The 12,199-nt window shown below is 66.7% G+C and carries 13 protein-coding genes; 9 read left to right on the top strand and 4 right to left on the bottom strand.

Going from position 1 to position 12,199, the window contains the following annotated elements; genetic code table 11:
- Nucleotides 1-28: 28 nt before the first annotated feature.
- The 3 genes from upp to NGK62_RS26180 form a co-directional block, all read right to left on the bottom strand.
- Entirely contained in the window at nucleotides 29-667 is a 639-nt protein-coding gene (gene upp / locus NGK62_RS26190) for a uracil phosphoribosyltransferase (RefSeq protein WP_054451547.1), read from the bottom strand.
- A gap of 186 nt (nucleotides 668-853) precedes the next feature.
- On the bottom strand, nucleotides 854-2,302 hold the full coding sequence (gene dacB / locus NGK62_RS26185) for a D-alanyl-D-alanine carboxypeptidase/D-alanyl-D-alanine endopeptidase (RefSeq protein ID WP_251881087.1): 1,449 nt from the start codon (nucleotides 2,300-2,302) through the stop codon (nucleotides 854-856).
- A 99-nt stretch (nucleotides 2,303-2,401) separates the two neighbouring features.
- The gene (locus NGK62_RS26180; RefSeq protein ID WP_059380228.1) at nucleotides 2,402-3,559 is read right to left on the bottom strand and encodes an ABC transporter substrate-binding protein; all 1,158 of its coding nucleotides are present in this window, start codon (nucleotides 3,557-3,559) and stop codon (nucleotides 2,402-2,404) included.
- Nucleotides 3,560-3,795: 236 nt separating this feature from the next.
- Here NGK62_RS26180 and NGK62_RS26175 point away from each other — a divergent pair, with 236 nt between their 5' ends.
- From NGK62_RS26175 to secF, 6 genes are all read left to right on the top strand, one after another.
- Nucleotides 3,796-4,611: an IclR family transcriptional regulator gene (locus tag NGK62_RS26175; protein ID WP_251881085.1), complete on the top strand. Its 816-nt coding sequence runs from the start codon at nucleotides 3,796-3,798 to the stop codon at nucleotides 4,609-4,611.
- Nucleotides 4,612-4,745: 134 nt separating this feature from the next.
- Nucleotides 4,746-5,804 (top strand): tRNA preQ1(34) S-adenosylmethionine ribosyltransferase-isomerase QueA, encoded by a 1,059-nt coding sequence (queA, locus tag NGK62_RS26170; protein WP_118933866.1) that lies wholly within the window; start codon nucleotides 4,746-4,748, stop codon nucleotides 5,802-5,804.
- Entirely contained in the window at nucleotides 5,801-6,937 is a 1,137-nt protein-coding gene (tgt, locus tag NGK62_RS26165) for a tRNA guanosine(34) transglycosylase Tgt (protein ID WP_251881083.1), read from the top strand. Before queA ends, tgt begins: the two co-directional genes overlap by 4 nt.
- A 114-nt stretch (nucleotides 6,938-7,051) precedes the next feature.
- Nucleotides 7,052-7,396 (top strand): preprotein translocase subunit YajC, encoded by a 345-nt coding sequence (yajC, locus tag NGK62_RS26160; protein ID WP_054451553.1) that lies wholly within the window; start codon nucleotides 7,052-7,054, stop codon nucleotides 7,394-7,396.
- A 111-nt stretch (nucleotides 7,397-7,507) separates the two neighbouring features.
- Complete coding sequence (gene secD, locus NGK62_RS26155; protein WP_059380232.1) at nucleotides 7,508-9,388, top strand: protein translocase subunit SecD; 1,881 nt, start codon at nucleotides 7,508-7,510, stop codon at nucleotides 9,386-9,388.
- Between the two features lie 53 nt (nucleotides 9,389-9,441).
- Complete coding sequence (gene secF / locus NGK62_RS26150; protein ID WP_054451555.1) at nucleotides 9,442-10,377, top strand: protein translocase subunit SecF; 936 nt, start codon at nucleotides 9,442-9,444, stop codon at nucleotides 10,375-10,377.
- Between the two features lie 45 nt (nucleotides 10,378-10,422).
- Here secF and NGK62_RS26145 read toward each other — a convergent pair whose 3' ends face one another.
- On the bottom strand, nucleotides 10,423-10,758 hold the full coding sequence (locus NGK62_RS26145) for a hypothetical protein (RefSeq protein WP_124260389.1): 336 nt from the start codon (nucleotides 10,756-10,758) through the stop codon (nucleotides 10,423-10,425).
- A 120-nt stretch (nucleotides 10,759-10,878) separates the two neighbouring features.
- Here NGK62_RS26145 and NGK62_RS26140 point away from each other — a divergent pair, with 120 nt between their 5' ends.
- Genes NGK62_RS26140 through NGK62_RS26130 form a run of 3 tightly spaced genes read left to right on the top strand, consistent with a single transcriptional unit; the run spans nucleotide 10,879 to nucleotide 12,199 of the window.
- On the top strand, nucleotides 10,879-11,193 hold the full coding sequence (locus NGK62_RS26140) for an ArsR/SmtB family transcription factor (RefSeq protein ID WP_059380234.1): 315 nt from the start codon (nucleotides 10,879-10,881) through the stop codon (nucleotides 11,191-11,193).
- Nucleotides 11,190-11,549, top strand: a complete 360-nt coding sequence (locus NGK62_RS26135) for an SRPBCC family protein (RefSeq protein ID WP_251881081.1) — start codon at nucleotides 11,190-11,192, stop codon at nucleotides 11,547-11,549. The genes NGK62_RS26140 and NGK62_RS26135 overlap by 4 nt, the downstream gene beginning before the upstream one ends.
- Nucleotides 11,550-11,593: 44 nt before the next feature.
- Complete coding sequence (locus tag NGK62_RS26130; RefSeq protein ID WP_054451559.1) at nucleotides 11,594-12,199, top strand: ATP-dependent Clp protease proteolytic subunit; 606 nt, start codon at nucleotides 11,594-11,596, stop codon at nucleotides 12,197-12,199.

The following is a 12,199-nucleotide window of genomic DNA, read 5'->3' as shown; positions in this document are numbered from 1 at the left end:
GTTTTTGTTCGTGGCCGTACCCCGGCCGCTATTCCGTCTTCTGCGTCGTGCCGAAAATGCGGTCGCCGGCGTCGCCCAGGCCCGGCATGATGTAGCCGTGCTCGTTGAGGCCGTCGTCGATGGACGCGGTGTAGATGTGCACGTCGGGATGCTTGGCCAGAACCGTATCGATACCGACCGGCGCCGCTACCAGCACCAGGGCGCGGATTTCCTTGCAACCGGCGCGCTTGAGCAGATCAATGGCGGCGACCATGGAGCCGCCGGTGGCCAGCATCGGGTCGACGATCAGGGCCAGGCGCTGGTCCAGTTCACCCACCAGGCGTTCCAGGTAGGTATGCGCTTCCAGCGTTTCTTCGTTGCGGGCCACGCCCACCACGCTGACCTTGGCGCCCGGAATCAGGCTGAGCACGCCGTCCAGCATGCCGATGCCGGCGCGCAGGATGGGCACCACGGTGACTTTCTTGCCGGCTATCTTTTCGACCTGCACCGAGCCGCACCAGCCCTCGACGGTGGCGGGCGCCAGCGGCAGGTCCTTGGACGCTTCGTACGTGAGCAGCGCGCCCACTTCCTGCGACAGCTCACGGAAGCTCTTGGTGCTGAGGTCGGCGCGACGCATGATCCCGAGCTTGTGGCGGATCAGCGGATGGCGGATTTCGTGCACGGGCATGTGCGTAACTCTCCAGAGTATTGATAGACAGGGTATTCGCCTCAGGCGGAACCATGACGGCGCGGCGCGCTTTGCATCGCCCCGCCGTCGAGCCACATTTGAGGATCGTAAACGGTTTGGAAGGGAATTGTTATTGACCGCCCGCAGGATGATCCGAAGATTCGCGCCGGCGAGGCGCAGGCATGGTCATTGTTCAGCGAGCCAGGCGATCAGGGCGTCGTCGAAGGCGCGCACGGCGCCGGCCTGTTCGTGGTTGACAATGCTGACCACCACGTAGCGCTTGCCGCTGGCGCCCAGCACGTAGCCTGCGATGGAACGCACGTCGCGCAGCGACCCGGTCTTCAGGTGGGCCATGCCCAGGGTGCCATCGCCCTTGAGGCGGCGGCGCACCGTGCCATCCACCCCCGCGATCGCAAAGGATGAAATGTACTCGGGCATGACCGGCGAGTTCCAGGCCACAGTCAGCATCGACGCCAGGCTGTCGGCCGACACCCGCGCGTCGCGCGACAAGCCGGCGCCGTTGTCGATGACCAGCTCGGGCATATCCAGGCCCTGCTTGGCCAGCAGCCCCTTGGCCACGGCCTCGCTGCTGGCGACGGTGGCGGGCCGACGGCCGCGCTCGGCGCCCAGGGTCAGCAGCAAGGTGCGCGCCATGACGTTGTTGCTGCGCTTGTTGATCTGGCGGATCGCCTCGGCCAGCGTGGGCGAATCGTGCGAGGCCAGCACCACCGCGTCAGGCGGCACCATGCCGGAACGGACCTGGCCCTTGAAAGTGCCGCCCAGCTCCTTCCAGAGCATGCGGAACACTTCGGTGGCGTAGTCGGGCTGCGACAGCGCCAGGCGGTACAGGCTGAATTCGCCGCAGGAGCCGGCCACCTTGCCGTTCACGCGGATCGTGACGCCCTGCTGGGTGATCAAGGGTTCGGTCGTCACCACGGGAGGCCCGGGGCAGCGGGCATCGCTCCATTCGACGCGGCCCTCGATCTTCAGGCCCGGCAGCGGCGGATCGATCAGCGGCACCCATTTGTTGGCGGCGGGGTCCGGCGTGAACAGCAACCGCATTGCGCCAAAACCCACCATCAGGGCATCCGGGCTGGCGTTGTAGGCCCGGTCCGGGGCGCCGTCGAAGGCGCCTGGGTCGGTCGCGACCTGGCCGAAGATGCTGCGGTCGATGACCAGGTCGTTGATCTGCTTGACGCCGCGCAGGCGCAGTTCGCGCAGCAGCACCCACAGGTCCTGCAGCAGGAATTGCGGATCGCCGCCAGCCCGCAGGTATAGCGGGCCGCTCAGCACGCCCTTGGCATCGGGCCGCGCGCCGGGCGCCGTCATGAATTCGGTGCGCCAGACGTAGTTGGGTCCCAGCTCGGACAGCGCGGCCCAGGTCGTGACCAGCTTCATCACCGAGGCGGGATTGCGCGACTCCTTGGCATTCAGCGCCACCAGGCGCGGCCCGCCCACTTCCTGCACCACCAGGGACAGGGAGCTGTCGGGCAGCTTGCTGGCTTTCCAGGCGTTCACCACGTTGGGCGGCAGGCCGGGCACCTGCGCCCAGGCCGCGCCCGCCACCGCGGCCAGCAGCCCGCCGGCCAGCCATCGCTTCAGCCCGCCCCTACGCTTATATGCTTGTCCCGTCATGCCACGCCCACCCGGTTGCTCGTCCTGCAAAACCGAGAGCATACAAAACCTGGGGCGCTTGCGGGCGGCGCGGGCCCGCAAGCGCTCCCGTGGAGCGCTTTATTTTTGAAGGCGCCACTTGCCGGAAGCCACGGTCGCCATCACCAGCGCCCGCTCGTCCAGCCCGTTGTGGTCGGTGGGACTCATATTGACCACACCTGTCGCGGTGGGCAGGTTCTTGACGTTCTCCAGCGCGTCGCGCAGCGCCGCCCGGAATTCGGGCGTGCCGGGCTTGGCCGTCTTCAGCGCCACCGGGATGGCCTGCTGCAGCAGAAGGCCGACGTCCCAGGTGTAGGCGGCGAACAGGGACACGCTGCCCGCGCCGTTGGCCGCCTCATACTTCTTGGCGAAGGCCTGGGCGGTGGACTTGACGGGGTTGGTATCCGGCAGCAGGTCGGCGACCATTACCGGCCCCACCGGCACCCAGGCGCCCTCGCAAGCGTCGCCACAGACCCGCAGGAAGTCGTTGTTGGCCACGCCGTGGTTGAAGTAGATCTTGCCCTTGTAGCCGCGTTCGCGCAGCGCCCGCGCCGGCATCGCGGCGGGCGTGCCGGAGGCCCCGACCACCACGGCGTCCGGCGCCGCGCCGATCACCTTCAGGGTCTGGGCCACGGCGGACGTGTCGGTGGGCGCGAAGGCTTCCTTGCCCACCACCTCGATGCCGTGCTTCTTGGCCGCCTTCTCGATTTCCACCCAGAAGGTCTCGCCCAGCGCGTTGTTGAAGCCGATGAAGGCCAGCTTCTTCACGCCATTGGCCGCCGCGTGGCGCGCGATGCCCTCAGCCATCAGCGAATCGGAGTGCGGCGTCTTGAACACCCAGCGGCGCTTGTCGTCGACCGGCTCGATCAGCCGCGCCGAAGAAGCCAGCGTGATCACCGGGGTGGCGCCGCTGGCCACCGTGTCCAGCATGGCCATGGTGTTGGGCGTGGTGGTGGACCCGACGATCAGGTCCACCTTGTTCTCCGAGATCAGCTTGTGGGAATTGCTGACGGCGCGGGTGGTGTCGGAAGCGTCGTCCAGCACCACGTACTCGACCTTGACGCCCCCGATCTCGGTGGGCAGCAGGCTGATCGTGTTGCGTTCGGGGATGCCCAGCGAGGCCTGGGGACCGGTGGTGGACAGCGTGGCGCCGATTTTCACCTGGGCCAGCGCGGGCGTGGCGCCCGCTGCCAGCAGGGCGGCCAGCGCGGCGGCCATGAGGGTACGACGAGGGGTCATGCGGAGTCTCCTTGGATACGCGGATGTCTTATGCTTTGCGCCGATCCGCTACGGCGTGGAACTCTGTTTATACGGCGGGGAACCCGGCGGGCGGGCACCTCGGGGGGCTCGCTGCGGGTTTGTCCGCACGGCCTCGCAGCGCGGCGCGGCTGCGTTCTTGCTGGTCTCCACGTTGCCAGTGACTGGCAAGCGCTGTATTTTTTAGTGATACACGTATTCTAATAAGAGACAAACTCATGTCAACAGATAGCAGCACGGGGATCCAATCAGCCGAAATCGCCCTGGACGTGCTGACCCGGCTGGCCGAACTGGGCGGCGCCCTGTCCGTGTCCGAGCTGGGTCGCAGCCTGGACATGCCGCGCGCCAAGGTGCACCGCTACCTGGTGTCTCTGGAGCGGCGCGGCTATGTGGAACAGGACGCGGCCAGCGCCCGCTACCGGCTGGGCCCGCAGGCGCTGCACACCGGACTGGCGGCGCTGGCCGAAGTGGATTTCGTGAAACTGGCGGCCGGCAGCCTGGACGGCCTGAGCGCCGCCATCGGCCAGACCGTGTTCATCGCGGTATGGGGCCAGCACGGCCCCACCATCGTGCAATGGCGCGACGCGCGACTGCCGGTGACGGTCAACGTGCGGGTGGGCTCGGTGCTGCCGCTGCTCAACAGCGCCACCGGCCGGGTCTTCGCCGCCTGGCTGCCCGAGGCCCTGGCCCTGCCGCGGGCGCTGTCCGAATGGGAGGCGCTGCAGGCGCATGATCCCGAGGCCGCCCGCATGCTGGATGCGGCGGAACCGCCCGCCGATCTGCCCGCCGCGCTGCGCCGCCAGTGGCAGGCGACCCGCAAGCGCGGCTACGCCAGCGTCAGCGGCCACCTGCTGCACGGCATCAATTCGGCCTCGGTGCCGGTGCTGGATGCGCAGGGCCATCTGGCCGGCGCCATCACCAGCCTGGGACTGCATGGGGGATTCGACCTGTCGGCCGACGGCGAACCGGTGCGGGCGCTGACGGCGGCGGCGGCGGATTGCTCGCGCCGGCTGGGCTGCAGCCCGGCGCGCTGAACGCAGCCGGAGCGGCCATCCGTCCCCGGGCCGGGCAGCCCGATCCTGCGGCCGCTTTACAATACAGGGTTGCCCCGGGCCCGCCTGGCCCGTTTTCGCCCTCTTTTTGCCGCCCTTGCCGGACGGATAGCCGCGTGACCCAGTCCCTCACCGTTGCCGATTTCAATTACGAACTGCCGCCCGAGCTCATCGCCCAGGCGCCCGCCGCCGAACGCACCGGCAGCCGCCTGCTGCACCTGGACGGCGCCGGCCAGCTGCACGACCGGCAGTTCGCCGACCTGGCCTCGCTGCTGCGTCCGCAAGACCTGCTGATCTTCAACGACACCCGCGTCATCAAGGCGCGCCTGAACGGCCACAAGATCACCGGCGGCAAGATCGAAGTGCTGGTCGAACGCATCACCGAACCCGACCGCGTCCTGGCCCACGTGCGCGCCAGCAAGTCGCCCGGTCCGGGCATGGTGCTGCGCCTGGCCGACGCCTTCGACGCCACCGTGCTGGGCCGCGAAGGCGAACTCTTCGACATCCGCTTTCCCGGCCCCGTGCTGGATCTGCTGGACGCGCACGGCGCGACGCCGCTGCCGCCCTACATCACGCACGAGGCCGACAGCGGCGACGACGAACGCTATCAAACCGTCTACGCGCGCGAACCCGGCGCGGTGGCCGCGCCCACCGCCGGCCTGCACTTCGACCAGCCCACGCTGGATCGCCTGGCGGCGATGGGCGTGGAACGCGCCTTCGTCACGCTGCACGTGGGCGCGGGTACCTTCCAGCCGGTGCGCGTGGACAATCTGGCCGATCACATCATGCACGCCGAATGGTTCACCGTGCCGCAAGCCACGGTCGACGCGATCGCCGCCGCCCGCAGCCGCGGCGGCCGGGTCATCGCCGTCGGCACCACCAGCGTGCGCGCCCTGGAATCCGCCGCCGCCCAGACCGAAGGGCGCACCGCCCTCGGCCTGCCGCTGGCCGCCGCCCAGGGCGACACCCGCCTCTTCATCACCCCCGGTTACCGGTACCGCGTCGTCGACGCCCTGGTCACCAACTTCCACCTGCCCCAGTCGACCCTGCTGATGCTGGTGTCGGCGCTGGCCGGCGTAGAACCCATACGCCGCGCCTACGCCCACGCCGTCGCCGAGCGCTACCGCTTCTTCAGCTATGGCGACGCCATGTTTATCGAGTCCCCCGCCCCATGACCGGACTGAATTTCGAACTGCTCGCCACCGACGGCGGCGCCCGCCGCGGCCGCATCACGCTGAACCACGGCGTGGTCGAGACGCCCATCTTCATGCCTGTCGGCACCTATGGCAGCGTCAAGGCCATGATGCCGCACGAACTGAAGGAGATCGGTTCGCAGATCGTGCTGGGCAACACCTTCCACCTGTGGCTGCGCCCAGGCACGGAAATCATGGAAAAGCACGGCGGCCTGCATGGCTTCATGCAGTGGGACAAGCCCATCCTGACCGACTCCGGCGGCTTCCAGGTGTTCAGCCTGCAAGGCATGCGCAAGATCACCGAGGAAGGCGTCAAGTTCGCTTCCCCGATCGACGGCGCGCGGCTGTTCCTGACGCCGGAAGAATCCATGCGCATCCAGCGCTCGCTGAATTCCGACATCGTCATGGTGTTCGACGAGTGCACGCCCTATGAAATCGACGGCCGCCCCGCCACCGTCGAAGAAGCGGCCCGCTCCATGCGCATGTCGCTGCGCTGGGCCCGCCGCTCGCGCGAGGAATTCGACCGCCTGCAGAACCCCAACGCCCTGTTCGGCATCGTCCAGGGCGGCATGTACGAAGCCCTGCGCGACGAATCCCTGGCCGGGCTGCAGGACATCGGCTTCCACGGCTACGCCATCGGCGGCCTGTCGGTCGGCGAGCCCAAGGAAGACATGATGCGCATCCTGGCGCACGTCACGCCCAAGCTGCCGGCCCAGGCGCCGCGCTACCTGATGGGCGTGGGCACGCCGGAAGACCTGGTCGAAGGCGTGAGCCGCGGCGTGGACATGTTCGACTGCGTCATGCCGACCCGCAACGCCCGCAATGGCTGGCTGTTCACGCGCTTTGGCGACGTCAAGATCCGCAACGCCAAGTACCGCGACGACACCCGCCCGCTGGACCCCAGCTGCAGCTGCCATACCTGCGCGAATTTCTCGCGGGCCTACCTGCACCACCTGCAGCGCGCCAATGAAATCACCGGCGCGCGCCTGAACACCCTGCACAACCTGCATTTCTATCTGACCATCATGAAGGAAATGCGCGAAGCCATCGCCGAAGGCCGCTTCGACGCCTGGCGCGCGCAGTTCGCGGCAGACCGGGCGCGGGGGGTGGATTAGAATTTCAGGACCTATATACAATAGTCGGCTTGCCCTATCCATGGCTCGCGCGGGGATGGGCGCATAAAAACACTAGATACAAACACCCAAACAGACTAAACGCAGGAGAATTCAATGTCCGTTATCGATACCGCCAGCCTCGTCGTGGCTCAGGCCGCCGCCCCCGAGGGTAACGCGCTGATGGGCATGCTGCCCATCATCCTGATGTTCGTGATCCTCTACTTCCTGATGATCCGTCCCCAGATGAAGCGCCAGAAGGAACACCGCAACCTGATCGCCGCCCTGGCCAAGGGCGACGAAGTGGTCACCGCCGGCGGCATGCTCGGCAAGGTCACCAAGGTCAACGACAGCTACGTCACCGTCGAAGTCTCCGAACTGGCCGACAAGCCCGTCGAAGTGATCATGCAGAAGTCCTCGGTCTCGACCGTGCTGCCCAAGGGAACCATCAAGGCCCTGTAAGCGTCCCACAGGAGCCCCCATCGGGCTCCTGTTGCTTGATGGCCCTGTCGCCGCCCGCCGCGCTTGTCGCCCGGGCGGCCCTTTCATCACTTTTACATGAAGTAGCCGGCAATGAACCGCTATCCCCTTTGGAAGTACATTACGGTCCTGGTCGCGGTCATCATCGGCCTGCTGTACACGCTTCCCAACTTCTACGGCGAATCCCCGGCCGTCCAGGTTTCCAGCGCCAAGGCCACGATCAAGGTCGATCCCGCCATGCTGAGCCGGGTCGAACAGATCCTGACCGACGCCAAGATCCCCAATGAAGGGGTCTATTACGAACAGAACGGCACGCTCGGCACCGTGCGCGCCCGCTTCACGTCGACCGACCTGCAGTTGCAGGCGCGCGACCTGATCGACAAATCCCTCAACACCGTCGCCGGCGACCCCCACTACACGGTCGCGCTGAACCTGCTGCCCGCCTCGCCCGCCTGGATGCGCGCCCTGGGCTGGTTCGCGCCCAAGCCGATGTACCTGGGCCTGGACCTGCGCGGCGGCGTGCACTTCCTGCTGCAAGTGGACATGCAGGGCGCCCTGACCGCCCGCTACGACTCCCTGGCCGCCGACGTGCGCTCCGTGCTGCGCGACCAGAAGGTCAACGTGGCCGGCGTCGAACGCTCGGGCCTGGCCATTGCCGCCACCTTCGCCGACACCGACGACCGCGACCGCGCCATCTCCACCCTGCGCAGCCGCCTGCCCGACCTGGAGTTCACCGAGCGCACGGAAAACGGCAAGCCGTTGCTGATGGCCGCGCTGAACCCGGCCGCCGTCACCCGCGTGCAGGACTCCGCGCTCAAGCAGAACATCAACACGCTGCACAACCGGATCAACGAACTGGGCGTGGCCGAACCGGTCATCCAGCAGCAAGGCGCCGACCGCATCGTGGTGCAGCTGCCCGGCGTGCAGGACGTGGCCAAGGCCAAGGAACTGCTGGGCCGCACCGCCACGCTGGAAATCCGCATGGTCGACGACTCCCCCGCCGCGCAGGCCGCGCTGCTGGGCGGCAGCGTGCCTTTCGGCCTTGAACGCTACAACGACCGCGACGGCCGTCCCATCCTGGTCCGCCGCCAGGTCATCCTGACCGGCGAAAACCTGCAGGACGCCCAGCCCGGCCGCGACTCGCAGACCCAGCAGGCCGCCGTCCACCTGACGCTGGACTCCAAGGGCGCCCGCATCTTCCGCGACGTCACCCGCGACAACATCGGCAAGCGCATGGCCATCCTGCTGTTCGAAAACGGCAAGGGCGAAGTGGTCACGGCTCCGGTCATCCGCGGCGAAATCGCCGGCGGCCAGGTGCAGATCTCGGGCAGCATGAGCTCCGAAGAGGCCGCCGACACCGCGCTGCTGCTGCGCGCCGGCGCCCTGGCTGCGCCCATGTCCATCATCGAGGAACGCACCATCGGCCCGAGCCTGGGCGCGGACAACATCGCCAAGGGCTTCTACTCGACGCTGTACGGCTTCCTGGCTATCGCTGCCTTCATCATCCTGTACTACCACCTGTTCGGCGTGTTCTCCACGATCGGCCTGACCATGAACGTGCTGCTGCTGCTGGCGCTGCTGTCCATGCTGCAGGCCACGCTGACCCTGCCGGGCATCGCGGCAATCGCGCTGACGCTGGGCATGGCCATCGACTCGAACGTGCTGATCAACGAACGGATACGGGAAGAGTTGCGCGCCGGCGCCAGTCCGCAACAGGCCATCCATCATGGCTTCGAGCGCGCCTGGGGCACCATTCTCGACTCGAACCTCACCACTCTGATCGTGGGCCTGGCGCTGCTGGCCTTCGGTTCGGGCCCGATCCGGGGCTTCGCGGTGGTGCACGTGCTGGGCATCCTGACCTCGATGTTCTCGTCGGTGGTGGGCGTGCGCGCGCTGGCCAACCTCTGGTACGGCCGCAAGAAGAAGCTCACGTCGATCTCCATCGGTGAAGTCTGGAAACCGAAGACCAACTGAACATGAGCGCGGGCGGCCCGGCCGCCCGCCACAGATAAAGCCTAAGGCGAAAAATGGAATTTTTCCGTATTCACCGCACCATCCCGTTCATGCGCCACGCGCTGGTGCTGAACATCATCAGTCTCGTCACATTCCTGGCGGCTGTTTTCTTCATCGTCACGCGCGGCTTCCACCTGTCGATCGAATTCACCGGCGGCACGGTCATGGAAGTCAACTACGCTCAGACGGCGCAGCTTGAAAACGTGCGCGGCGTGGTCTCCAAGCTGGGCTACACCGACTTCCAGGTGCAGAACTTCGGCACCTCGCACGACGTCATGATCCGCCTGCCGCTGCAGGAAGGCCAGACCTCGGCCACCCAGAGCGAAACCGTCATGGCCGCGCTGAAGACCGCCGATTCCGGCGTCGAGCTGCGCCGTGTCGAGTTCGTGGGCCCGCAAGTGGGCCAGGAGCTGCTGCACAACGGCCTGATGGCCCTGCTGGTCGTGGTCATCGGCATCATGGTCTACCTGGGCTTCCGCTTCGAATGGAAGTTCGCCGTCGCCGGCGTGATCGCCAACCTCCACGACGTGGTGATCATCCTGGGCTTCTTCGCCTTCTTCCAGTGGGAATTCTCGCTGTCGGTGCTGGCGGGCGTGCTGGCGGTGCTGGGCTACTCCGTGAACGAATCCGTGGTCATCATGGACCGGATCCGCGAAAACTTCCGCAAGTACCGCAAGGCGGACGTGCACGAAGTCATCAACAGCGCCATCACGCAGACCATCTCGCGGACCATCATCACCCACGGTTCCACGCAGATGATGGTGCTGGCCATGCTGTTCTTCGGCGGCCCCACCCTGCACTACTTCGCCATGGCCCTGACCATCGGCATCTGGTTCGGCATCTACTCGTCGGTGTTCGTGGCCGCGGCCCTGGCCATGTGGCTGGGCGTCAAGCGCGAAGACCTGGTCAAGCCGGTCAAGAAGGAAGGCGAGGAAGGCGAAGCCGCCTGATCCGTTTCCGCTTGAAGAGAAACCCGCCGCATTGCGGCGGGTTTTTTATTGCGCGGCGCTTGCCGCCTTGCGCCTGGCCAGGAACCGCAGGGCCAGACCGCCGGGAACCACGGCGAACTGGAGCAAGCCGGCGTAGAGCCAGGCCCAGGTCCAGCGGAAACGCCACGGAATGAATTCAGGCACCCCGTTGTCGTCGAAATACGGGTCATGAATGACCAGCGCCAGGCCGCCCAGATACGAAAGCACAAGACATCCCGCCACGAACAGCCACCGCCGCGTGGCCGGGGCCGTCCAACCATGACGGCGGCCGTGCACGGCGCTGGCCGCCAGGCTGATCAGCAGGCTGGCCGCGAACAAGACGGGGAATAAAAGAAAAGCCACGGCATCGCTCCCGGCTACAGGTCCGGCGCCATTGTGCCAGCCGCGATCGCAAACGGCTCGCGGACGCGCACAGGATGCCCTCCGCTTGACCAATACATAAGTATTGACTAATGTATTGTCATGCTCGAAAACGACATCTTCAAGGCGCTGGCCGATCCGACCCGCCGCGCCATCTTCGAAAAGCTCGCCGCCGGCGGCATGAACGCCAGCGCCCTGCGCGTGGGCATGGAGATCAGCCAGCCAGCCATGTCGCAGCACCTTTCCGTGCTGCGCAAGGCGCGCCTGGTGCGCGAGGAAAAACAAGGCCGTTTCGTGAACTATGAAGTCGACCCCGACGGACTCGCGCTCATTGCCGGATGGCTGGCGAAGTACCGCGCCTACTGGCCGGCCCGCATCGAAGCCCTGAACGCCCTGCTCAAGGACATGGACCAATGAAGCCGACCGCGCCGCAAGACCCGCCCCAGGACATCGTGCTCGAATACGAACTCGACGCGCCGCCCGAAAAAGTCTGGCGCGCCATCAGCATCCCCGAATTCCGCGAACAATGGCTGCCTGGACGGGCGCTGGCCAGCGCCGAACCCGCGGACGCGACGCCAGCTGAAGAAGTCCGATACCGCATGCGCGACGAGGAACCGCCTTTCCTCGAAAGCCTGGTGACCTTCCAGATCCGGCCCGTCGCCGACGGCCGCACGCTCCTGCGCATCATCCACGCGCTGGACGACGCGCGGCTGGAGCGCCGCGGGCGCCTCGCCGCCAACGACGCCAGCCCCTTCCTCATGCGCGCCGCCTGAACCCGGCCCAAGCGCAAGGCAATCGCAACCCAGGAGATTCGTCCATGCAGGACGTGATGCAATACGTACCCATGGTGGTCGAGCAATCCGGCCGCGGCGAGCGGTCCTTCGACATCTATTCGCGGCTGCTGCGCGACCGCATCATCTTCCTGAACGGCGAAGTCAACGACTCGGTGTCGGCGCTGGTCTGCGCCCAGCTGCTGTTCCTGGAATCCGAGAACCCGACCAAGCCCATCCATCTCTACATCAACTCTCCTGGCGGGGTCATCACCAGCGGCCTGGCCATGTACGACACCATGCAGTTCATCACCGCGCCGGTGCACACGCTGTGCATGGGTACGGCGCGCTCCATGGGCTCGTTCCTGCTGATGGCGGGTGAACCCGGCGAACGATGCGCGCTGGCCAATGCCAGCGTGCACGTGCATCAGCCTTTGGGCGGCTTCCAGGGCCAGGCCTCGGACGTGCTCATCCACGCCGAGGAAATGCGCAGGACCAAGGACCGCGTCACGCGCGTCTACGCCCAGCACTGCGGACGCAGCTACGAAGACGTCGAGCGCACACTGGACCGCGACTGCTACATGAGCGCGGAAGAAGCGCTGGAATGGGGCTTGATAGACCGGGTGCTGAAGCGCCGGGACCTGGGCGTCTGA

The organism is Achromobacter sp. Marseille-Q4954 (assembly GCF_943737025.1).
In the GTDB taxonomy this organism is placed as follows: Bacteria; Pseudomonadota; Gammaproteobacteria; order Burkholderiales; family Burkholderiaceae_B; genus Achromobacter; species Achromobacter bronchisepticus_A.
Note: the sequence above shows the minus strand (reverse complement) of the source record. Positions and strands in the feature narration are given on the sequence as shown.

Excerpts from the sequence above, each read along its gene's own strand:
- yajC (WP_054451553.1), top strand. The coding sequence starts at position 7,052 with ATGTCCGTTATCGATACCGCCAGCCTCGTCGTGGCTCAGGCCGCCGCC.
- NGK62_RS26130 (WP_054451559.1), top strand. The coding sequence starts at position 11,594 with ATGCAGGACGTGATGCAATACGTACCCATGGTGGTCGAGCAATCCGGC.
- secF (WP_054451555.1), top strand. The coding sequence starts at position 9,442 with ATGGAATTTTTCCGTATTCACCGCACCATCCCGTTCATGCGCCACGCG.
- secD (WP_059380232.1), top strand. The coding sequence starts at position 7,508 with ATGAACCGCTATCCCCTTTGGAAGTACATTACGGTCCTGGTCGCGGTC.
- dacB (WP_251881087.1), bottom strand. The coding sequence starts at position 2,302 with ATGACGGGACAAGCATATAAGCGTAGGGGCGGGCTGAAGCGATGGCTG.
- NGK62_RS26140 (WP_059380234.1), top strand. The coding sequence starts at position 10,879 with ATGCTCGAAAACGACATCTTCAAGGCGCTGGCCGATCCGACCCGCCGC.
- NGK62_RS26175 (WP_251881085.1), top strand. The coding sequence starts at position 3,796 with ATGTCAACAGATAGCAGCACGGGGATCCAATCAGCCGAAATCGCCCTG.
- NGK62_RS26180 (WP_059380228.1), bottom strand. The coding sequence starts at position 3,559 with ATGACCCCTCGTCGTACCCTCATGGCCGCCGCGCTGGCCGCCCTGCTG.
- NGK62_RS26135 (WP_251881081.1), top strand. The coding sequence starts at position 11,190 with ATGAAGCCGACCGCGCCGCAAGACCCGCCCCAGGACATCGTGCTCGAA.
- tgt (WP_251881083.1), top strand. The coding sequence starts at position 5,801 with ATGACCGGACTGAATTTCGAACTGCTCGCCACCGACGGCGGCGCCCGC.
- upp (WP_054451547.1), bottom strand. The coding sequence starts at position 667 with ATGCCCGTGCACGAAATCCGCCATCCGCTGATCCGCCACAAGCTCGGG.